Source organism: Litoribacter ruber (assembly GCF_018500185.1).
Taxonomy (GTDB): Bacteria; Bacteroidota; Bacteroidia; order Cytophagales; family Cyclobacteriaceae; genus Litoribacter; species Litoribacter ruber.
Genome location: NZ_JAHBGI010000002.1, coordinates 473715 through 495032, shown reverse-complemented (window position 1 = coordinate 495032; position 21318 = coordinate 473715). Strand labels below are relative to the sequence as shown.

Below are 21318 nucleotides of genomic sequence, written 5' to 3'. Positions count from 1 at the left end.
CCGGGAAGAAACCCGGCCTTATATTCTTATTCAATAATTTCTAGTTTATATACTCCACTGTCCTCTTCATCCGTAATCACATAAAGGTTTCCATCGGGGCCTTGCTTTACGGCTCTAATTCTACCGATTTTGTCTTCCAGCATTTTCTCATCATGGGTCACTTCACCATTTTCAATCACCAATCTGTAAATGGCTTTTTGCTTCAATGAACCTGAAAATAGATGGCCATTCCAACCCTGAAACTCACCGGTATAGAAAGTTAATCCCGAAGGAGCCATGTTGTCTTCCCAGATATGGGCAGGCTTCTCTACGCCTGGAGCCTCTCTACCAATACCGATTTTCTCATCTGTATCGTATTCGGTTCCATAGGAGACCTGAGGCCATCCGTAATTTTTGCCTTTTTCCACTTTGTATAAAAGGTCTCCTCCATTTGGTCCGTGATCTGACGCCCAAATCTCCCCAGTTGTAGGATGGATTACCATCCCCTGATTATTTCTGTGGCCAAAACTGAAGATCTCAGGACGAAGGTTGCCTGGCTCCTTATTAACAAAAGGGTTGTCCTCCGCCGGACCTCCATCTTCTTTCAGCCTGATAATTGATCCCGCCGGATCAGTCAAATCTTGAGAAGGATATCGTATTCCACGGTCCCCTATGGAAAATAAAACCGTTCCATCTCCCGGAAATATAATCCTTGAACCATAGTGTCTTCCTGGCTCCGTTCGCGGGGATTGTACATATAATACCTCATATTCACTGATATCTGTTCCGTCATCAGTCAGCTTGGCTCTGGCCAAAGCGGTACCAGTGGCATAATCCTCATCACCGCTGAAATTGGAGTCATCATCTCCTGGGCTGGAATAAGTAAAGTAAATCCAGCCATTATTTTGATAGTCAGGATGTACGGCCACATCTAAAAGCCCACCTTGATTTCCTCCCTCATCGGGTGTTTTATCATCCTCAAATAGATCAATCTCGGGAAGGTTTCTGAACCTATGGATGTTTTCTCCATCTATTATATGAAATCTCCCCGGACGCTCAGTGATCAACATTCGGCCATCGGGTAACCAATCTATTCCCCAGGCGTTTTCAAGACCATCCACTACTTTGGTGATTTTTATATTGGCCTCTTCGGTTTCTATTTTTTCCTCGATCACCTCATCGGTCACACTTTGGGCCATCAGAGGTTGCCCAAACAGCAATCCAGCTCCTGCGAGCAGGCAAAGTTTTGAAATTGAATTCATGTTGTTAGTGGTTTAAATTGCTTGATAAAAATGTTGTGTTCCTTCAAAAGAACTTATTGTTTAAAATATTGTTTGGATTAACCTCATTCTCTGTACATAATAATTGCAGAATAAGGGGGTAATATGATGGAATGGGAGGAGTTACCTTCTTCATCCTGAAGAACTTCCAATTTGGTGGGACCTAAATTTCCAAATTCCTCATCGTAGATTTTGCTGTCACTGTTGAAAATCGTGACCCAATCTCCCTCCCCCGGGAAAGGAAGCCAATAATCTTCGTGGGTATCTTGGGAAAAGTTTATGATAACATAAACTGCTTCATCGGCATTATCCGCCCACCTTTTATAAGTTACAACCCTGATCTCAGCATGGGCGTGGAGAATCTCGATATGCTGGCCGCTCAAGGCATGGCTTTTATGCTCCTTGTTGAGCCTCAAGGAAATCAGGTCTTGATAAAGCTTGAATATTCCTTTTCTCTGTTCAAGTCTGTCCCAGTTGATAAAGTCTTTTTCGTCAAACGCCCCTGCTTTTAAAAATTCCTGACCCTGAAAGATCATTGGAATGCCAGGAGCTGTCATGGTCAAAACTGCTCCAAGAGCTGATTTTTTCTTGGCTATCCAAGAGTCAGCCTGCCCAGGAGACGCCTCTTCCGGTAATCTCTGGTCTTCGATTGCCACCGCGTCATGGGATTCTGAAAAAACGATCCGCTCAAACGCATTGTGCTTGTACCTGAATTCCAGCGCCTCAATCACCTGGTCCATATGCCATTGTGCATCATCGGCTAAAGAAGGCTTGATATGCTCCACAAAGATGGAGTTCCACTGGGCATCAAACCCTGCACCACCCTCCTCGGTTTTTTCGGTCAGAGTGCCATTTCCTCTTACATCCTCCGCTATCAAGATTACCTTTGGTTTTACCTTCCGACTTTCCTCATTGGCCCATTGCATAAGCGACCAGCCGTCGGCAAGATCCTGGTCCTTGAGGTGCTCTTCGCCCTTGCAGTTCCTTATCAGAGCCGTGCCATCCCACCTAAGCCCATCCACCCCGATTTCATTTAGCCAAAACATCACATTGTCAAAAATGAATTTTCGGACTTCCGGTCTTCCAAAATCCGGGCGGGTGTGACCCCAAGGCGTTTCACCTCGATCGTCGTTGTAGAAGAAGATTCCGCCTCCCTCGCCTTCATACCAGCCATCAAATCTCCACAAATCCAAATCCGTGGGCCCCCAATGGTTGTAGACCACATCTAGCACCACAGCTATGCCCCGAGTATGGGCCTCGTCAATGAGTTTGCGGAATTCTTTTCGACCTCCGTAGCTGGTTTCTACGGCAAATAGATGGGAGGGATTATACCCCCAGCTAAAGCTTCCGGCAAATTCATGGACAGGCATTACTTTGATAATGTTGACACCCAGCTCTTGCAGATAGTCCAGCTTTTCTATTACATCAGCAAATGTTCCTGGACCTTCCTCAGAGGTCTTATAAAATGTACCCACGTGCAGCTCATAAATGATTGCTTGGTGAAGGGGCGGGGGATCAAAATGACCGATTGGAGGCAAGGGGGTGCAAATAACACTGTTGCCCATGGAGTGGGTGACTTCCTTGGCATAAGGGTCTATCCTTGAAAACTCCTGGTCTCCCTTGTTAAGCAAATAGCGGTATTCCTGTCCTTCTTGGGCATTGCGGATACTGCCCTGCCAGATACCATGATCATCTTTTTCTAAAGGCTCACCTGGTTTCCAATCATTGAAATCCCCAATTACGTGAACGGACTGGGCATGGGGTGCCCATAATTTGAAAAAGCAGCCTTCCTCATGAAGGCTAGCTCCCATTGGGAAATTGTTTTCCATTGGAAATTATAGATGTATGGTTGTTTTAAAAAGATTCTGTTTCCCATCCAGCGGAAGTTATCCCAGCCTGATAGGCACTGTGTAAAAACTCCTTGAGCGTTTTTTCCGGGTCCGGCTTGTTGATCAAGTCCTGATAATTGAGTAGTGCCATCGGACTTCCGTTGTTATCTATCCACTTTGCCTCTGCAGGTTTTATGGGGTAGCTATCCAATCCTTCAGGACTTGGCCAAGTGTAGGAGTAAAAAGCAGGTTCACGGTGGTTTTTATCCCCTGCCCAAAAACCAAAGGAAATATTTTCATGAGAATAAGCCTCCCTATCTGAAGTGCGCGACATCATGCTGTTATCTGCTTTTTTGCCTGAAAACCGTGTGACCACCAAGTCCAAGGAGTGCCAGAATAAATGCACAGGGGAAGATTTGCCTTTATACTGGCATTCGAAATCCTTGAAAATATTGTCTACCCACAGCAGGACTCTGTAATATTTTTGGACATAATTGGCATCATAATGATAATGCTTGGTTAGGCTTGTAAACTCGCCTTCTACGCCCATGTCATAGGGGTAGGGGTTTTTGAGATTTACCGAGATATTCAGCTGCTGAAGGTTATCCAATAGCAAAGAGTAAAATTTGGACACAGTAAGTCCATACATGATCTCAAATTTCCTTACACCCCCATTGCTGGAATTAATCTGGACGAGATGCTTGAGAAGGTCAAACTCTATGGTGAAATTTCCCTGGCCGTTTTGATAAGGTATGGGGCCGGTGGTTAAGCCTTTGGAGGAAACCCGAAAAGTAATGTTCCACCAATGGTTTTTGGGAGGCATCAGTGCCAGTTTTATTTTACCAACAATCTGAAGGAATAAATGTAAGGTGATTTTGCTTTTTTCCCACTCTTCCAAGGGGAGCTGGGGCAGTTTCTGATTTGACTTCACAGATAATTAGGTTTTGGGTGATAGTGTTTTTGATTAACTACCAAAAAGCCATTTCAGTTATGTTTAGCCATAAAAAAAGCCCAACCATTTTTGGTTGGGCTTTGATGTTATAAGTTGATTAATCCAACATGCCTCTTCTTGTCGCGTTACGCTGATTTGGCCAGGTCATTTGTCTGCCCGATCTTGGGTTTACAGGCAGGATGCTTTTTTCTCTTTTGAAGCTTTGGTCATCTTCGCTTGCCATGTAAGTTAGGATAGCAGTCAAAATCACATTGTTTTCTACATCATCAAATACGATTTTATCATACGTGTCACGGTTGGTGTGCCAAGTATAGTTGAAGTAAGACCAGTTAAGTGAGCTCAAGGAGAAGCCTGGTGCTCCTACAGCTAGGAAAGATGCATAATCTGAGCCACCACCAGCAGGGCTGCCAGGGAAAGTCGTTTCAATGTGTCTACGCACATCCTGAGGTACAGGCTCCAACCATCTGTTGATGAATTCATAGGCGTGAAGGAAACCTTGTCCTGAGATGTTTACCACTCTACCCGTTCCGTTGTCCTGGTTGAATACCGCCTGGATGTTTTCGATGATTTCCGGATGATCTTCCACAAATGCTCTTGAACCGTTCAAACCCTGCTCTTCACTACCCCAGTGGCCAGCGATGATTGTTCTTTTAGGGTTAGGATACATTTTCTTCAGGATTCTCATAGCTTCCATCATTACCAAAGTACCTGTGGCGTTGTCAGTGGCACCTGTTCCGCCATCCCAAGAATCGAAGTGGGCAGAAAGAATAATGTATTCCTCTGGCTTTTCAGAACCCTTGATAGTGGCAATGGTATTGAAAGTAGGCATTTCACCCAATTCCTTGGATTCAGCATTGATTCTAAGCTTTGGCTTGGCATCATTTTCCACCATTCTGTAAAGCATGCCATAATCTTCCAGGGCGATGTCTACCATTGGGATGTTTTTGGTGCTGGCGCTAAAAATTTTCTGGACACCAAATCCTTGTGACCAATAAGATGCCACCACGCCAGCAGCACCAGCCTCTTCAAGGGCTGCAGGAAGAGATCGGGCATTATACCCGGTTTTTTCAATCCGGTCGGCCCAAGCCTCAGCCGCCTCTTGCCTATCCTTCTTCATTTTTTCAAAAGATTCCTCAGTTGCAAACTCCTTCCAGTTGTATTCTGGTCGGCCTGATGGCTGCATCATGGAGATCATGACGAATTTGCCCTCTACTTCATTGGATAACCAGTTTTGGAATGCCACCGAATCTTCCAGATCTGGGACAATCACCACTTCTCCGGTCACAGGGCCATCAGTAGAAGGGCTCCAAGCCAACTGCATACCTTCCAATGAAACTACTCTTGGCTCAATTAGGTCGATATGGGAAACGCCTCTTTCCCAGCCTCTCCATACACCCCACTGCTCGTTTTCAGCCTCAATGCCCCATTCGGCATAGGTGTCAACAGCCCAGTCATGAGCTTTCTGCATTTGTGGTGTACCCACCAAACGAGGACCGATAAGGTCAGTAACCTCGTAGGCTAATTTTTTAAGCTGGGAATTCTCCTTAGCTTCTTTGATCATGTTTTCAATTACTTGGTCTTTATCCTGAGCCTGGGCCGTCAAGCCAAAAGCTACTAGGAAAAGTACCAAAAACGAACTTTTGCGCATAACAAAATTTTTAAATCTAAAATATGAAAGTTTTCGTGTGTGCGGTCAATGCTGACGCGGGTCTAAAATAGGGATAATTTTCCGGCCCAAATAAAAATTATCTTATAAACGTAAAAATCACCTTATAATCGGTAGGCAATCAACATGAAAAAAGCGGCTTTAAGCCGCTTTTCGATTCTTACATTTTACCCAATATCACTACCGTTTTCAACAAACTGTCATGCAATCCCTTCCTGATTTCAGCATACTTTGGCTTAAAAGCAAAATTGGTGTATTTACTCAAATGAATGGACATTTGCGTCTCACCTTCCTCTAGCTCTACCGTAAGCTTAAGCCCACTGGAGTACTCAATCTGTACCATATTTCTGGCTTCAAGTTCCAAAGTTCCTTTACGGCCGGTCAACTTGTTATGGAAGGTCTGTTTCTTATAATCGGAAATCAACACCAGTTCATCGGCCAAATCATCCACAGGCGGCTTGGTTCTGAATTTGTCGAAAATCTTTTTGATACTGGTATCTCGGGTGATCTGGAAGGTTTTTTCCAGATATAGCCGGTACTTCACCTGCAGATCGATGTGCCTGTCGAGCATGGATTTCTCCTTTTCGGCCAAATCGCTGAGCAAGGCCATCCACATGTCAAAAATCGACTGGGAATTTTTATCCGCATCAGGATTTAGAATTACAGTGTTTCTATCATCAAAAGCAATGATCTTCTCCACAGCTTCCATGTTAGCCTTTACACCGCCCATCAAGTTGTCAAATCCTGAATGGGTGGTTTTTACAGGTACACCGTTTTTAGTAGCTATGCCGTCAAGTTGATCAGAAAGGATCACGGACTTGATAATCATCATGCCAGATTCTCCAAAAGGTCGATCCCAAATTACCTGCTGAATGAGGTGGTCACTGATAAGAGCAGCTTGCTGGTGTGCATTAAATGCCTGGAAGCGGCCTTCTGTGTTTTTATAACCGATGATTATTCTATTCAAAGATTTGTCAAAACCCAGGATAATGTCATAATCCTCGTTTTTTGCCTCCTCCACAGCAGGCATTAAAAACTTGAAATTCAAGGTTTCATCATCTACATCAGCTCCGTAGAAAAGATGGAAGGTCTCCACTTTTTCAGTTGAGGCAGGTATTTTGATTTTCGCTGCCTTGGGCAGGTAAAAAAGACATTTCAAAGGTTTGATTGGTTGATTTTCAGCGGTGTTTTCCACAGTTTCCATAAGGGTATTTTAAGGTGAAATTCTAGAATGCTAAATAGAATTGCTTTGTAATTACAAGGTTGGGTAGCCTAATAAATATGGAATGCATTCTTGGACATACGAATGCCCAAAATTAGCCTAAAATCTATAGAAAAGCTAAAATTTTGCCTTCCTCTTATTTACCCTATTCTACCGTTCTTCCAAGTTCATCGAGCAATTCGGCCATATTGGCCAAAATTTCACTCTCGGTTTGAAGACCGTATTTTGCTACCCAAGAAGTTGGATCAGTATACTTTACCGTTACTTTTCCTTGTCTTTCCATCACGAGCAGCCGCAGGGGAAGCTCTATTGCAATATCCGCATTTGACTGCATCAATTTTGTGCCAACTTTTGGGTTGCCAAATACCAAAACCTGTGTCTTTTCAAGTTCAAGCCCTGCATTTTTGGCATTTTGGCCATGATCGATCACTTGCATGACCTCGATGCCCCTATCGGAGAACTTGGATTTTAGCAGAGAGATGGTTTGGTCAAAATTATGTTGACTCTGGTGGCTTTTGAGATTCTCCTGACCTAGGGATGGAAAACTCAAAAGCAACAATGCGCAAAAAAGGCCAGTGAAAAGTTTCATAGTTAAATTTATAAAAATAACCTGGCTTTGACCAGGTTAAGGGGTTAAACATTATTTAGTCCCACCGCCATATGGTGGCTTGTGGATGTTGGGTTTGTCGGGATTGCGGTTGGTTCCTTTTTCCAGGTGGGGAGGAATTTCACCATTCTCTTCCAAATACTTTTCCTTTAGTTCTTTTTCCTTTTTGATCTCCTCCTCGGTCTTGCCTTTTTTGATGGCAGCCTTGTCCTTCTGTCCCGGATCGGAGGGGTTGGACTTTCCTTGTGGAGAAGGTGAGTTTTTCTGGTCTGACATAATAATTTGGTTTTGGTTATTCAGTAGTTGATTAGTTATAATAGAACACGCCAGAGGCCTTATAGTTTTGAGTTTTTCCTGATAATAAAGCGAATAAATAGCTGGTTTTGATGGCTTTATACCAAATTATGTATAAAATATGATAACGTAATTCCTTGGTTTTTTAGTAAATTTGTTTTGTTGTTTCTTTAATAAAACAAATTATGTTATGAGAAAGTGTTTAGCTTTATTGATCGTATTTGTTTTGGTGGCAGGTCTGACTTTTGCCCAAGGACCGGAAAGGTTGAAAAAAATCACCAAAAAAACGGAGATGCCTTATGAGGCGGAGTATTCATCCAAGTTTAGAATGGGGGATGATAGGCATTCTTTCAAAATTTTAGAAGTTTGGAAGGATTATGAAGAAAATATGCTGGATAGAAACTTGGAATATTTTGCTGATGATGTGACCATGGAGTTTCCGGATGGAACAAGGATTACGGGGTTGGAAAAATTGATGGAGGAAACAAAGAAACACAGGGATAGACTTGATAATTATCAGAGCAAGATTGTTTCCTATGTTAGCTTAAAAAGTGTGGACAAGGATGAGGACTGGGTGGCCGTTTGGGGTGAAGATATCTATACCGACGAAGAGGGCAACAAGGTAGTCAGCCCAATCCATGAGGTTTGGAGATTCAATAAGGAAGGTAAAATTGATTTCATGAAACAATATCATGCCATGGCCATTCCTGACGAAGTGGCACCAGACTATGAAAACATGAATCGGAATGATGATGATGATGATTGGTAAAAAACAATGGAGCTTTTAAGGCTCCATTGTTTTTTATTCTATGTAATAAGGATCTTGAAGATTATCCTCCACCAAAATGGCATTTGCTTTTGGTTTAATCCCATGACCAAACTTAACAGCCCAATTGCGGGTGAATTCTGCCCCAAAAAATACGATCATACACACGTAGGAAACCCACATCATCACCAATATAATGGACCCAGCAGCACCATAAACTGATTCCGGTTCGGCTAAGCCAAAATAAAGGCCAAGAGCAAATTTTCCGATTTCAAATAGTAAGGCGGTAAGAAAGGCACCTACCCACACAGACTCCCATCGGATAATCGCATCCGGCAAGAGTTTGAACATCATGGCAAACAGGGTTGCGATAACAGCCAGTGAAACAATGAAATTCAGAATTATAAATAATATATAGAGATAAGAAGGCCACCAAGTCATCAACCAATCGCCCAATACTGCCATCACGGACGTCAGGGCCAGTGAAATGAGAAGTAGAAAGGCAATCACCAAAACCAACCCAAAAGAGAACAACCTATCCAAAAGCATTTTTTTGATGGCCTGATCAGGCTTGGGCAACACACCCCAGATACGGTTGAGGCTTTTTTGTAACTGAAAAAATACGGTAGTAGCACCAAATATCAATAGGCCCACCCCCATAATTACTCCCCAAGTCCCACTGTCGGCAACAGTGGCATTGGCTACGAGGTCCTCTACCATCTCAGCCGAATCTGGACCGATCATTTCTGATATTTCATTTTGTAAATTTCCAGAAACCGCTTCTTCTCCAAAAAAGTACCCCGCTATCGCGATGATGATCACCAGCAGGGAAGGTAAGGAAAAGATGGCGTAGAAGGCTATAATGGCACTTTGTCTAAAGGGGTCGGCGTCGTTCCATCGCTTAGCTGTCTTTAAAAATACTTCTTTTATATATTTAAACTTGAGCTCCGATAGTTTAGGCATAGGTGGTTCATTTAAAAGTTAGCTTAATGGGATAACTGAAATAAAAAAGCTTGGTTTAATTATATTTTAAAAATTATACATAAAAATAAGAATAAAAATACAGGAAAGTGAAAATTAGAATGCTATTTGTATTCACCTCTATATCATTAATCACCTTGACATCATGGAAGTAACTTTAAGAATTTTAGGATGTGGAGATGCTTTTTGCAGTGGGGGGAGGGCCAATACCTCATTTTATGTTTCTTCTCCTGAGATTAACTTTTTGATCGACTGTGGAGCTACCACACTTTTGGCTTTGAAGAAATATCAGATTCCAACCCAGGAAATTGATATGATCATCATCTCCCATATGCATGGGGACCATTTCGGAGGCTTGGTGTTTTTCCTTTTGGAAGAAAAGAAAAACAAGCGGAAAAAGCCAATCTGCATAGTTTGCCCTGTCGGGATGGACGAAAAAGTGAAGCAAGCCGTTGAGCTATACTATCCAGGCTCCAGCACCTTGTCGGAATTGGACATTAGGTATGTGTTTTTTGGATCGCACCAAACATTGAATCTTGAAAAGCTCAGAATTGAAAGCTTTCCCGTCGTCCATTCGCAGGAGACCCTGCCACATGGGTTAAGGGTAACGGTAGGAAATAAGGTCATTGCCTATTCAGGAGATACAGAGTGGACCGATGAACTTTACCCGCTATCGGATAATGCGGACCTCTTTATCTGCGAGTGCAATTATTACTTGGAGGAAGGGCCTAATCATATCTCTTATACCACGCTGAAAAAGAAGCAGTTGAATTGCAAAAAGCTACTTCTTACCCACATGGGCGATGAGATGCTTGAAAATGCGGATTCGGTAGATTTTGACATGGCCGAGGATGGATTGGAAATCAGATTGCCCTAAAAATAAACAAACCCCGCGATTAGACGGGGTTTGATATTATTTGTGGGCTTCCCTTTTCTCCAAAGCCTGAAGAAGTGCGAATTTCTCCATGTCAATTTCTTTTCGGGTCCTGATTTTTAGCTTTCTCAGAATCACCAAAGGGGGGCACCAACCCTGAATGGCATGTTGGGCCAAAAATCCGGTAACCAGAGCCGAAAGCAACAACCATTTTTTGCTGCCCAATGCTCCAAGGGCGATTCCGGTAAAGGCCAAAGTGGATGCGTTTAGCTCCAGAACTCTTTCCACGTCCCATTCCTCATCGAGGTCTTTGATTCTCCTGCGAATCGTTATGGGGTTTTGGATGGAATAAAACCGGACATTTCCTTCTATATCGTTGTCTATTTCCTCGTTAATTTCTGGGTCAGTTACGGTTCTTACCCTGTCATTAGTCAAATATGAACTGCTTAACATGATGTTTGTGGTTAGATTTGAAAAAAGTTCTCCAAATTTCCCTCAAAATCAATGCCTTTGTCTTACTCATTAAGGACTTTTTATTTCCTGCCAAAATAATAGTAGCGCTCAAAAAAGGCGTGCAACAATCTGGATACATCTTCATGATCCAAGTCAAGGAATTCATGCTCAATGTGATATAGGTTGAATTCGATAATCAAGCTGTCCAGTTCCTTGTCCTCCAACTGATATTTGCTTTTCAACACATGCATTACGGAATCAGACTTAATGATTTCCAAATAGGGGGCCTGCCTGGCTTCCTTTTCCATGGCCCGTCTATATTGACGTTTGTTTCGCTCCCTGCGGGTAAAATAGGAAATAGGACCGTCCATAGTAAAGCCCGGCGTCATTTCTGTTTGACTGCCGCTATGCCCGCCATACACCCTCCCGGGGCCGGCAGGCTTACGGTCAGGGTCCAAATCTTTTGAAATGCCAGGGATATAAAGTGAGGGCCGTTCCCCAAACACATAGGCCGGAGGAAGTCCCACGGCATCAAAAATCAACGGGATCAACTGGTGCTCCAAATCATCGACCACCCAATAGTGTGGCACATAGCCTTCCTTTGTAAACCGAATGGAATCCCCCAAAGTGGCTCCGATCCTAAAATAACCGCGATCATTGGAGGTAAAAGTTTCTGCAGTTTTGATGTTTTCTACCTTGACATCCTTGAGGTTGTAATTATCCTGTACATCAATGACATTTCCCGTAACCGCCTGCGCAAAAGCAATCGAACTACCGCTACCAAAAAGTACGATGAAAATAAGTATCCTAAGTGGATAGGACATATTAAAACGGGTTTATCGGTTTTCTGCTAAGGCTTTGATTGAATTCAGGGCATCTTTCCAGATGCCAGTCATTTGCTGTATTGTGTCCTGGGGCAGGGGGCCGGCCGTGATTGTAAGCAGGGTTTTATGTTGTCCCGACTCCAGTTGGTACTCTTCCCTGTAATCTCCAAGGGCCGAAGTGGGGTGGGCATGGGCCTCATCAAAATAGCCAACCTTGATCAGCGTGTTTCGTTCAAGGGCCAAAACAATTCCTTTGGCGATAATTTCACCGGCCTTATTTTTCCAACTCACCAAGCCGCCTTTTTTCCATTCAGCATCTACCCAGATGCCTTCCCCAAATGATTTTGCCCATTGGGGAATGAAACTTGGGTCCAGCAAAACCTCCCAAACGCTGGCGACAGGGGCCTGAATTTTCAAGTGCTCTTTGACAATGCTCATAAATGAAGTGGGTTTGAAAAGTAGCCTCAAATTAGCCAAATTCGCCCGAAATTCCGAAATCAAAGCGTTAAAGAAAGCTAATTTGAAGATTATAGGGGAATGTCCACCCATACCAAGGTGCCCTTGCCGTTACGGCTTTCTATATTGAATTCCCCCTTTAGCAACTTGATTTTGGCCTGAATGGTTAGGAAACCGAAGCCGTGAAGGATATTGCCGGTATCCATACCTTTGCCATTATCTTCCACTGTCAGGTTGATGGACTTTTTGTGGTGTATCAGTTGTATGTCCAACTCAGTGGCCTGTGCGTGCTTCAATACGTTTTGAACCAACTCTTGGCAGATCCGGTAAAGTACCAACTCCATTTGCTCCGAAAGCCTCTTTTTGAAACCTAACATCTGAAAGTTGATATGGAGTTGTCTGGCGTTTTGTAGGTTGGAAATAAAGCTTTCCAAGGCCGCCTGCAGTCCAAATTTTTTCAGTCCCACTGGGGACATTTCATGAGCTATTTTTCTCACTTCATCGATGGCGGTATCAAGCATATGGATGGCCCCGTTGAAATTATCATTCTCCATCAGGGAAAGGCTTTCCTGAATCCCGCCAAACTTGAACTTCACACTTGAGAGCATCGACCCAATGCTGTCATGTAAATCTCCCGCTATCCGGCCACGTTCAGAGTCCAAGGATTCCACCATTGCCTTGAGGTGGTCGTCCTTCTGTCGTTGGATCAATTCGGCGAGCTGCTGTTTTTCCTCCATTTCCTTGCGAAGCTCTTTGTTGAGCATAATGGTGTTTTCATGGATTAGTGCATTTTCAATGATGATCAACCCTTGGTTTGCTATCGTTTTGGCCCACCTGATCAGCTTTTCATTATACCAATCAAAAGCTAATGTATTTTCCAAGTACACCACCATCGAATTGGTGCCGGATATGGAAATAGGAAGGATACTGAATGATTTTACCTTTCTCACAGCCAATTCGGGCTGATGGTGGATGGTGCCGGCCTCGGTGTCCCCTATAATCAAGGCTGATTTGGTTTTGTGGGCCATCAGAATGAGGGATTTTGGGAAGAGTTCCCTATTCTCAGCCAGTTGTGGGTAGGAAAATGACATTCCTGCCTGGTTCAATTCCCCGTGGTTTTCAGAAAGATAAATCCCCACACCGGTGCTTCCCGTAAACCTCAGGATTAGCACCATCAATTTTTGAATGAGTGATTTTACATTTAAGTCTCCGCTGAGCTCCTTTTGGATAGTTTCGATATCGAGATGATCCAGGCTATAAATGGTCGAAGAGGAAAGAATACAATCGTATTGTAATTCCAGTTGATCAGCTTTTGCCTGTCCTCCCCATGTTTGATATTCTCTTTTGGCTTCTATCAATAATGTCCTTATTTCCTCCAAGTTTGCATGGCAGGACAACTGTGATTTGGCAAATAATTCCAGTACTAAACCCTTTAGAAAAAAGTTGTCGGCGGCCACCTGCTTTAGGGCTTCTGTATAATAGAAATTGGCCTCTTGGTGATTTTGGCTGATCCTGCTTTTTTCTGCCAATAACAAAGATAGTTGGGCTGAAAAGTTGGCAGGATTTAATTCCGCCCAAATCTCAAACTGGCTGACTATTTCCTGAAATTCTTGAATGGCTACACTTGTTTGGTCAGCATGATGATTTTGCGAAATCGAAAGAGCCAAAATCAACAGGTTTGCCGGGATTAAAGGGGAGCCTTCCTGCAGTGTGCTGTTTTCTTGAGCTATCAGGGCTGTTTGGGTGGCGATTTCGTAATGTCCACCCAGAAAATAATAGAGTGAAAGAACATAATTGCGGTAAAAGGTCTCTTCCTTGATCGTAAGCACAGCCGCCAAATAAGACGGCCTTTGCTGTGGAAGTCCGAAAGTCGGCGTGCGCCCAAGCAGGTAACTCACCAGGTGCTGTTGGTACTGGGTGATGTAATAAGTTAACTCCATGCGGGGATGGGTTTCCTCAAATCTTATCTGAAGCAATTGCTCAAGCGGGCGGCCTGAGATGAAGTGAAGGTTAAACAAGTGGGTTTTGAGGATATACAAACCAATCAGGTCACCCGACAACCTTCCCGACTCAATTCCCTCGGTAAGGATTTCATTGCTTTTGGCATAATCCTCTTTCCACGGCAAGATGTAGAACCCATACACCCCAAAAACCCTACATCGATACTGGTGGTCATGGTTTTTGAGGTTGAAAATCATACCCCTCTTGCCAAGTTCCAAGCCTCTTTTATACTCTCCAGCATTGATTTTAAGCCTCGCATAAGAAACATAGCCGATGGCTTTTATGGATTGGTTTTCGGACCATTCAGACCTTAAAATAATCTGCAGAGCAGCCCAGTTCATCAATAAATCTGAGGTATGGTGTAGAGCCATGCCACCCACATTTAGCAAGTCCGTTATAAATTGGTTGTTGGCCGCAGGTAGATCCTTGCCAAAAGGCAAACCTTTTTCCTGTTTTTCAGCGAGAAGGTCAACTTCCTTTTTCAGGGATTTTTTAAGAGGCAAGGTCAGACCCAGCTCTGCCAAACTTTGCTTTAGGATCTGCAGCACCTTTCTGTATTTGCCAAAATGGTTGTTGATGACAATCTTGAGCCGATATACAGGCGCCCTTTTTTCAAACTCATTAAATTTATCCAGTAAAAAGTCCAAATGCACTTCAGCCAAATCAAAATCCCCAAGGTAATATTCGACCTTCGCCCTTTCCATGTAAACCTGGTAAATCTGCTCTGAGACCCTATTCCATTCACATTCTTTGAGCAGATTGCCGCTGATTTTGAGAAATGATTTGGACTGGCTAAACGCCTTTTCCCTTTTGGACATCATCCCCGCCTTATAGTTAAGAATGGCTCCAAACTCCAACTGCCCGCTTCTTCTCAAAAACGGAATAACCAAATTGATATGGGTAGCAGCAATTATATATAATTGGGGGTTGGAAATGTTTTCCTCTGAACTATATAGCAACTGGGCAAAGCCAAAATGATAAATATCCTTATCTTTTTGGGAGATGCTGTTGTAAATCATTTCACCCAAATGGGTGTCCCGGATTTGGACCTCCTGCCCCTTTTGGGAAAGGATTACTTGCTGTAGTCCCTCATGGAGCATTTTATCCAACATCCCGCTATCTCCATTATACCATTCCAGCAGCAGCTTTTTACTTATGGAACCTATACATACCAGCCGCTGAACCAACTTCTGGGTTTCAGGGCTGAGCTTGTTAAGCTTGACCTGATGGAAATTTTCCAGCGAATGGTTGGATAGGCGACTTTGAATTACCGCTATATCGCCTGACCATTCTCTTCCATTTTTCTGTAGGAGATTTCGAGTTTTCAGGTCCTCCAATATCAATTGCAGGTGAAGTAATTTCCCTTTGCTCAGCTTATGGCAGAGGTCCACTATGTGGGGTGAACAGGGGCCATCCAGCTGGTTTTCAATAAAAAGCTTGCTCTGGGATTTGTTGAGGCTTTCTATCCCTATTTGTTCAATTACCCTGTTTTCAAAACCTAGGCTATCGATCAAATGTGGGATAGGGGAGTCCTGCCCCTGCATAGGCCTTAATGCTCCAACCCATATCAAAATGTCTTTTTGAAGATGAGCCAATAGAAATTTGAGCAGGTTGATTTCAGCCTCGCTCATCCACTGCAGATCGTCCGTAAAAAGGATCACCGGTTGCCCAAAGTATGATCTAATGAATTGGAAAAGTTTCAGAATAAGGGGGTAGAGCTGATTTTCGATGGAGGGGACAGTTTTGTCCACCTCAGCATGGTGCTGGCCGGCCAGAAGGTTTAGCTCAGGAATGTATTCCAAAATAACTGGGAAATCTTTGCCAAAATGCCCCTTCAATGCTTTAGAAAACAGGAGAAACTCATCTTGAGTTTTTTCTTGGTACACCTGTCCAATAAATGCCCCTATGGCATCTTTGAATTCGGAGTAAGGGATATTACGCTGCTGCTTTTTGTGATGGGTTTGCAATAATGGGAATGCAGCGTAGAATTCCGAAATGAAGGATTGGATCAAAGTGCTTTTACCCGACCCAGCCAATCCCGTAACCAAAACTCCAATATGGGAAGGGAATTCATTTTTAGAATCCAGCTTTTCAAACGCTTTTTTTAGTCTTGCCCAGTTGGGATCATTGTTTTGAATGGTGGGGGAGCTTTGGGGAAAAGCCATAAGAAAATGGGATTGATGTGCTGAGCAAAGAAAATAAGAATAAGGGGAAACTACAAAGAGTACCCCTTATTCAAAATAGAATCTGCTTAAACCAAAAACAACTTTTCTATGCTCTTTTATCGGAGCCGGATACTTCCTCTCCGTCCCCGGGTGCGGATCTGTACGGCATTGCTAGGCTCACTTTCATTGTGCAGCCTATCCAAAGCCGTTATTTGATACGTATAATTTGTTCTTTTTTCAGCTGAGCCATCAGTCCAGTGCTGGTCTCCGTATGCGGAGCGCTGCACGATGGCGATAATATTGGCGGAATTTTCCAAATCAAGCTGCTCCTCTGAACCCTCTACTCTGTATACCGCATAATAGGCATTACTGTAAGGCAATCCATCCCGCCAATTCAGAGTAATTCCTTCACCTTGCGAGCCGGTAATTTCATCCAGAATCGGCGCCGCTGGACTTTCTGATTCTATCCAGGGCATGGTAGGCACCAAGGCCTTATTTGGATAAACATCCTTGATTTTTGAATTCAAGCCGCCTTGGTCGTTTACGAAAGTTTTGGCACTAAAGTACATGCTGCCGTTCACCTTGGGATTTTCGCGGTTGTAGTTTATCTGATTCTGAACTTCCAAAGGCTCCTTCCAGCCATCCTGACCCAATCTATACACGCCCTGTCCAATATAAAGGTGTCTTCCATAGGTATGCTCTGACCACCAGTCTACCAATGTTTTATACTCAGCCCTTTCAAAGCCAATCTGCCAGTAAAGTTGCGGGGTGATGTAATCAATCCATCCCTCTCTGAGCCATTTGAGCACATCTGCGTACAGGTCATCATAATTAGTCACCCCAGCCTTGGTGTCGGAGCCCATTTCGTCCATGTCCTTATTTCTCCAAACCCCAAAAGGACTGATTCCAAACTTTACAAAAGGTTTTTCTTCCTTAATCCTTTGGCCCAATTCCTCCACAAAGGTGTCTACATTCTGCCGTCTCCAATCATCGATATGGTCGTAATCCTGACCGTAAACTTTGTAACTTAAGGAATCCGGGAAATCCTCATTAGGAACCTTGTAGGGATAAAAGTAATCATCAAAATGAACCGCGTCCAAGTCATAATGCTTGACAGTCTCCAAAATGGATTTAAACACAAATTCCCGTGCCGCCGGTATCCCCGGGTCATAGTACCATTTCCCTCCATAATGGACAAACCACTCAGGATTGGTCACCAGGGGGTGTTCCGCATGGGGAATGAAATCCTTGGAATTGCTGGCCCTGTAGGGATTGAACCAGGCGTGGAATTCCAGTCCTCTCTTTTTTGCTTCTTGGATCAAAAAAGTCAAGGGGTTGTAATAGGTGTTGGGCTGGCGTCCCTGCGCACCTGTTAAATAGGCTGACCAGGGTTCGTAAGATGATGGGTAAAAGGTGTCAGCGGTAGGTCGCACCTGCATGATGATGGCGTTCATGCCCAACTCCTGAAAATGATCTAGCATTTTGACATATTCCTCCTGCTGCTCCTGCGCACTTTTGTTTCTGGTGGTAGGCCAGTCAATATTCTCCACTGTGGCGATCCAAACAGCCCTCAATTCTCTTTTTGGGCTGTCTTGGGCATGTACATTTCCGGTCAAAAGGGCAATTAAAACAACAAGGAGTCTTTTCATCATTTTGGGTCGTATTGGTGTGAGCAATGGTATTTGATCAGCCCTTCCATAGGGTCGGCCATGATTGTGCGGATTTTGTAACCTTTATCAGAAGCTACCTCCAGAAGAAAATCCTGAAAATAAAATCCAACTGAACCCACTATGCCGATGGTGCTTTCAGATTTGTTCCGGTAAGGGCGGATGTAATAATCCATGAATTGTGAAAAACCGTTTTTGATCATTTTTCGCAACTCGGGAGTTTCAGCATGTTTCCGGAGAAAAGGGACGAAACTTGCTAAAAATCTATTGGCCAAAGGCTTATTGTAAATTTTGTCCAATATCTGCGGTGTGGTCAGTCCAAAATCTTCTTTGAAGCTGTATTCAATCACTTTTGGAAGCTTTTCCTGAAGCAAAAGCGCCAAAAATTCCTTTCCAATCACCGCACCACTGCCAAAATCTCCCAGCATGTATCCCAGGGAGGGAACAGTTTGGATTATTTCCTCTCCATCATAAAGGCAACTGTTCGTACCCGTCCCGATCACACAGGCAATGCCTTCAGAGTCGTGAAAAAGCGCCCGGGCAGCGCCCAAAATATCCCCCTTGACTTCTACATCAAAGACAGAAAGACCATTCATGATGGCTTGCTGCACTATTTCCTGCTTCTCTGGGGTACCGCAGCCAGCACCGTAAAAATGAACGGAGCGGAGGCTGTCAATTTTGGGAGCAAGCTGCTCCGTGATTATTTCTGTGATATTTTCCTGGGAAAGAAAATAGGGATTCAGTCCGATCGTCTTGATGGACTCCAAAACCTCCCCGTTCCCGTTAATATATTTCCAATTGGTCTTTGAAGAGCCACTATCAGCGATTAATAACATGCTTGTCGGTTAAAAAGAAAAACTGTTCCCCACAAATATGTGGGGAATTGGTTTTTCTCACATCCCTGAAAATAGGGATTTACCACAATCACTGAATCAGTCTTTCCTTGTAGGCATTGTTGACCAATTCCGCTGTGTTTTTGGCCTTTAACTTAAAAAGCAAGTTCTTTCTATGGGTTTCTACCGTGTTCTTGCTGATGAAAAGTTGCTCAGCAATCTCCTGGGTAGTCATGCCTGTGGCGATACTTTCCAGCACTTCTTGCTCCCTGCTGGAGAGTTTTTCTACCTGCAGACTTTTGCTTTTTTTCATAAAACTGTTGAGCAGGGTCTGCTGTACCTGCTCCCCTAAAAAAGTTTCACCACCATGGATGGCTTCAATGGCTTCAATTAAGTTTTGCTTACCCGTGTTTTTGAGAATATAGCCATGTGCGCCTGTTTTGAGCATGTCGGATATGAAATTCCGGTCATTATGCATGGAAAGCCCCAAAATTTTAATGTCAGGATAAAGCTTCAGCAACTGTTTGCTGGTTTCCAATCCGTCGAGTTCGGGCATGCTGATGTCCATGATGACAAGATCCACTTCCCGCTTTTCGCAAATTTCCAAAACCTGCTTGCCATTCATGGCTTCTGCCACCACTTCAATGTTTTCCGAAGTCTCCAACATGGATTTAATACCATCAATAAACATTTGATGATCATCCGCTACCAACACTTTGATCATTATTCTGGGTTTTTTAATTGAAACTGCAATATACAAGGCTTTATTGGGGTAAGAAACGAATAATTTCTTATAGGTGAACTTAATCTAAAATTTTATAAAACTATATTCCTTTTGTCAAATAAATACTAAATCTTTTCCCTATGTAGATTTTTTGGCTAATATTGGTGCCTCAATTCAAGATTTGAAATACCATGGCCACCCAAGTAACCCCACAACCTACTTTAACCAAACAAGGACAGCGATACCTTTCACTTGATGTGTTGAGAGGGCTGACGGTGTGTTTGATGATCGTGGTGAACACGCCTGGTAGCTGGGGGCATATTTATGCTCCTTTCAAGCATGCCCCCTGGCATGGCTTTACGCCTACTGATTGGGTTTTTCCATCCTTCTTATTTGTGGTGGGTAACGCTATGAGCTTTGGGCTTAAAAAATTCAAGGAAGGGGACCGGAAGGAGGTTTTGGGAAAACTTTTCAAACGTGCCGGGTTGATCTTTCTTTTTGGGGTTTCGCTTACCCTTTTCCCCTTCATATACCGGAATGCAGATGGGCAGATTCTGATGAAAGATTTTACGGAGGTAAGAATCATGGGGGTCCTGCAGAGGATTGTACTTTGTTATTTATTTGCAGGATTGATCGTGCATTTTTGCAAAATCAAAACCACTTACTGGGTAGGGGCTGGGATGTTGCTGCTTTATTGGGCAGTGATGTGGGCTTTCGGGGATGGGGCTGAACCTTTTGGTCTTAAAGGTAATGCAGCGCTCAAATTTGACGCCTTGATTATTCCTGAATCCAACTTGTACAAAGGCTTTGGACTTCCATTTGATCCGGAAGGCCTCTTGAGCACTTTCCCCGCTGTGGTAAATGTACTTACCGGGTTTTGGGCCGGGTTATACATTCAAAAAGAAACCAATCTTCTTCGCAAAACCAGGATGTTGCTATTGGCAGGAGCCATTGGTGTACTGGTCGGCTTGCTTTGGGACATTTGGTTTCCTATCAATAAACCTATTTGGACCAGTAGCTTTGTCGTTTATAGTACAGGATGGAGTTTGATAGTTTTATCGGGATTGATTTTTCTTATTGAGAAATTGAAAATCGCTAAATGGACCTATTTTTTCGAAGTCTTTGGCAAAAATCCCCTAATCCTTTTTATCCTTTCGGGAGCACTGATTAAAACGCTTTCCATCATCAGGGTGGGAGAGGTGCCCCTTTCCAGATGGATATACCAAAATGCATTTCTAAGCTGGAATGTAGACAAAACCGCCTCCCTGCTCTTTGCCATCTCCTTCATGCTCACCCTATGGATAGTGGGCTACTTCATGGAAAGAAACAAGATATTCATTAAGGTATAACTGCGACTAGGAAAATCGCTAATCTTCAGTACTAATAACGAGTAAAAGTTCTCGCAGCGATCGCGGCGGTTTTCGCAGCGCCGCAGCGAGAAATTATATCGTCGTAGCATTGGGTGTGCTTGCAAAATATAGGGCCTCGAGGTGACGATCTAGGTAGCCGCGAAGAAGCCTTAGTGCCCTTTTTTTTGACTTTGTGCCCTTGGTGACCCCTTTCTTTCCGCGAAGGAGACTCTTTGCAACTCAGTGCCAAACTCCGTGTACCTCCGTGCCCCCTTTTCTTCCGCAAAACTACCTTTACCGAATCAGTGATTTATTAATATCCCTGTTTTCAGGGATGGATGGATGTTAAAAAATCCAAAAATTTACCCAACAAAAAACCTATAAAGTAACCTTAGC

At 43.5% G+C, this 21318-nt stretch carries 18 protein-coding genes; 3 read left to right on the top strand and 15 right to left on the bottom strand.

Annotated elements, in window-relative coordinates; translation table 11 throughout:
• Window positions 1-26 precede the first annotated feature (26 nt).
• The 7 genes from KIH41_RS04435 to KIH41_RS04405 form a co-directional block, all read right to left on the bottom strand.
• Window positions 27-1241: a PQQ-dependent sugar dehydrogenase gene (locus KIH41_RS04435; RefSeq protein ID WP_214161651.1), complete on the bottom strand. Its 1215-nt coding sequence runs from the start codon at window positions 1239-1241 to the stop codon at window positions 27-29.
• 83 nt (window positions 1242-1324) lie between these two features.
• Window positions 1325-3070, bottom strand: a complete 1746-nt coding sequence (locus KIH41_RS04430) for an alpha-amylase family glycosyl hydrolase (RefSeq protein WP_214161650.1) — start codon at window positions 3068-3070, stop codon at window positions 1325-1327.
• 43 nt (window positions 3071-3113) lie between these two features.
• Window positions 3114-4019 (bottom strand): DUF5996 family protein, encoded by a 906-nt coding sequence (locus tag KIH41_RS04425; protein ID WP_214161649.1) that lies wholly within the window; start codon window positions 4017-4019, stop codon window positions 3114-3116.
• A 118-nt stretch (window positions 4020-4137) separates the two neighbouring features.
• Window positions 4138-5688: a M20/M25/M40 family metallo-hydrolase gene (locus KIH41_RS04420; RefSeq protein ID WP_213946291.1), complete on the bottom strand. Its 1551-nt coding sequence runs from the start codon at window positions 5686-5688 to the stop codon at window positions 4138-4140.
• 178 nt (window positions 5689-5866) lie between these two features.
• Entirely contained in the window at window positions 5867-6910 is a 1044-nt protein-coding gene (locus KIH41_RS04415) for a hypothetical protein (protein ID WP_214161648.1), read from the bottom strand.
• A gap of 163 nt (window positions 6911-7073) precedes the next feature.
• Window positions 7074-7517 carry a DUF302 domain-containing protein gene (locus tag KIH41_RS04410; RefSeq protein WP_214161647.1) on the bottom strand — a complete coding sequence of 148 codons (444 nt, stop codon included), beginning with the start codon at window positions 7515-7517 and terminating at the stop codon, window positions 7074-7076.
• A gap of 51 nt (window positions 7518-7568) precedes the next feature.
• Window positions 7569-7811 carry a hypothetical protein gene (locus tag KIH41_RS04405; protein ID WP_214161646.1) on the bottom strand — a complete coding sequence of 81 codons (243 nt, stop codon included), beginning with the start codon at window positions 7809-7811 and terminating at the stop codon, window positions 7569-7571.
• A gap of 208 nt (window positions 7812-8019) precedes the next feature.
• On the opposite strand from KIH41_RS04405, the gene KIH41_RS04400 reads away from it, so the two are divergent.
• On the top strand, window positions 8020-8598 hold the full coding sequence (locus tag KIH41_RS04400) for a nuclear transport factor 2 family protein (RefSeq protein ID WP_213946287.1): 579 nt from the start codon (window positions 8020-8022) through the stop codon (window positions 8596-8598).
• A gap of 33 nt (window positions 8599-8631) precedes the next feature.
• On the opposite strand, the gene KIH41_RS04395 is transcribed toward KIH41_RS04400, so the two are convergent.
• Window positions 8632-9558, bottom strand: a complete 927-nt coding sequence (locus KIH41_RS04395; RefSeq protein WP_213946286.1) for a YihY/virulence factor BrkB family protein — start codon at window positions 9556-9558, stop codon at window positions 8632-8634.
• 163 nt (window positions 9559-9721) lie between these two features.
• On the opposite strand from KIH41_RS04395, the gene KIH41_RS04390 reads away from it, so the two are divergent.
• Window positions 9722-10453 carry an MBL fold metallo-hydrolase gene (locus KIH41_RS04390; RefSeq protein WP_213946285.1) on the top strand — a complete coding sequence of 244 codons (732 nt, stop codon included), beginning with the start codon at window positions 9722-9724 and terminating at the stop codon, window positions 10451-10453.
• Window positions 10454-10489: 36 nt separating this feature from the next.
• On the opposite strand, the gene KIH41_RS04385 is transcribed toward KIH41_RS04390, so the two are convergent.
• The 7 genes from KIH41_RS04385 to KIH41_RS04355 all read right to left on the bottom strand — a co-directional run bounded on the left by KIH41_RS04385 (window position 10490) and on the right by KIH41_RS04355 (window position 19573).
• Window positions 10490-10903, bottom strand: coding sequence for a hypothetical protein (locus tag KIH41_RS04385; RefSeq protein ID WP_214161645.1), 414 nt, complete (start codon window positions 10901-10903; stop codon window positions 10490-10492).
• An 80-nt stretch (window positions 10904-10983) separates the two neighbouring features.
• A complete protein-coding gene (locus KIH41_RS04380) occupies window positions 10984-11727 on the bottom strand; it encodes a hypothetical protein (protein ID WP_213946283.1) in 744 nt (247 codons plus the stop codon).
• 12 nt (window positions 11728-11739) lie between these two features.
• The gene (locus KIH41_RS04375; RefSeq protein ID WP_213946282.1) at window positions 11740-12165 is read right to left on the bottom strand and encodes an SRPBCC family protein; all 426 of its coding nucleotides are present in this window, start codon (window positions 12163-12165) and stop codon (window positions 11740-11742) included.
• Window positions 12166-12254: 89 nt separating this feature from the next.
• Entirely contained in the window at window positions 12255-16349 is a 4095-nt protein-coding gene (locus KIH41_RS04370) for an AAA family ATPase (RefSeq protein ID WP_214161644.1), read from the bottom strand.
• A 116-nt stretch (window positions 16350-16465) separates the two neighbouring features.
• Window positions 16466-18001, bottom strand: coding sequence for a glycoside hydrolase family 10 protein (locus KIH41_RS04365; protein WP_214161643.1), 1536 nt, complete (start codon window positions 17999-18001; stop codon window positions 16466-16468).
• Window positions 17998-18852 (bottom strand): N-acetylglucosamine kinase, encoded by an 855-nt coding sequence (locus KIH41_RS04360; RefSeq protein WP_213946279.1) that lies wholly within the window; start codon window positions 18850-18852, stop codon window positions 17998-18000. Before KIH41_RS04360 ends, KIH41_RS04365 begins: the two co-directional genes overlap by 4 nt.
• Window positions 18853-18940: 88 nt before the next feature.
• A complete protein-coding gene (locus tag KIH41_RS04355; RefSeq protein WP_213946278.1) occupies window positions 18941-19573 on the bottom strand; it encodes a response regulator in 633 nt (210 codons plus the stop codon).
• A gap of 191 nt (window positions 19574-19764) precedes the next feature.
• Between KIH41_RS04355 and KIH41_RS04350 the strand changes: the two genes are divergently transcribed.
• Window positions 19765-20922 (top strand): acyltransferase family protein, encoded by a 1158-nt coding sequence (locus KIH41_RS04350; RefSeq protein WP_214161642.1) that lies wholly within the window; start codon window positions 19765-19767, stop codon window positions 20920-20922.
• The last annotated feature ends 396 nt before the right edge of the window (window positions 20923-21318 follow it).

Coding starts and splice junctions, on each gene's coding strand:
- KIH41_RS04435 (WP_214161651.1), bottom strand. CDS start 1,241: ATGAATTCAATTTCAAAACTTTGCCTGCTCGCAGGAGCTGGATTGCTG.
- KIH41_RS04430 (WP_214161650.1), bottom strand. CDS start 3,070: ATGGGAGCTAGCCTTCATGAGGAAGGCTGCTTTTTCAAATTATGGGCA.
- KIH41_RS04420 (WP_213946291.1), bottom strand. CDS start 5,688: ATGCGCAAAAGTTCGTTTTTGGTACTTTTCCTAGTAGCTTTTGGCTTG.
- KIH41_RS04415 (WP_214161648.1), bottom strand. CDS start 6,910: ATGGAAACTGTGGAAAACACCGCTGAAAATCAACCAATCAAACCTTTG.
- KIH41_RS04410 (WP_214161647.1), bottom strand. CDS start 7,517: ATGAAACTTTTCACTGGCCTTTTTTGCGCATTGTTGCTTTTGAGTTTT.
- KIH41_RS04405 (WP_214161646.1), bottom strand. CDS start 7,811: ATGTCAGACCAGAAAAACTCACCTTCTCCACAAGGAAAGTCCAACCCC.
- KIH41_RS04400 (WP_213946287.1), top strand. CDS start 8,020: ATGAGAAAGTGTTTAGCTTTATTGATCGTATTTGTTTTGGTGGCAGGT.
- KIH41_RS04395 (WP_213946286.1), bottom strand. CDS start 9,558: ATGCCTAAACTATCGGAGCTCAAGTTTAAATATATAAAAGAAGTATTT.
- KIH41_RS04390 (WP_213946285.1), top strand. CDS start 9,722: ATGGAAGTAACTTTAAGAATTTTAGGATGTGGAGATGCTTTTTGCAGT.
- KIH41_RS04385 (WP_214161645.1), bottom strand. CDS start 10,903: ATGTTAAGCAGTTCATATTTGACTAATGACAGGGTAAGAACCGTAACT.
- KIH41_RS04380 (WP_213946283.1), bottom strand. CDS start 11,727: ATGTCCTATCCACTTAGGATACTTATTTTCATCGTACTTTTTGGTAGC.
- KIH41_RS04375 (WP_213946282.1), bottom strand. CDS start 12,165: ATGAGCATTGTCAAAGAGCACTTGAAAATTCAGGCCCCTGTCGCCAGC.
- KIH41_RS04370 (WP_214161644.1), bottom strand. CDS start 16,349: ATGGCTTTTCCCCAAAGCTCCCCCACCATTCAAAACAATGATCCCAAC.
- KIH41_RS04365 (WP_214161643.1), bottom strand. CDS start 18,001: ATGATGAAAAGACTCCTTGTTGTTTTAATTGCCCTTTTGACCGGAAAT.
- KIH41_RS04360 (WP_213946279.1), bottom strand. CDS start 18,852: ATGTTATTAATCGCTGATAGTGGCTCTTCAAAGACCAATTGGAAATAT.
- KIH41_RS04355 (WP_213946278.1), bottom strand. CDS start 19,573: ATGATCAAAGTGTTGGTAGCGGATGATCATCAAATGTTTATTGATGGT.
- KIH41_RS04350 (WP_214161642.1), top strand. CDS start 19,765: ATGGCCACCCAAGTAACCCCACAACCTACTTTAACCAAACAAGGACAG.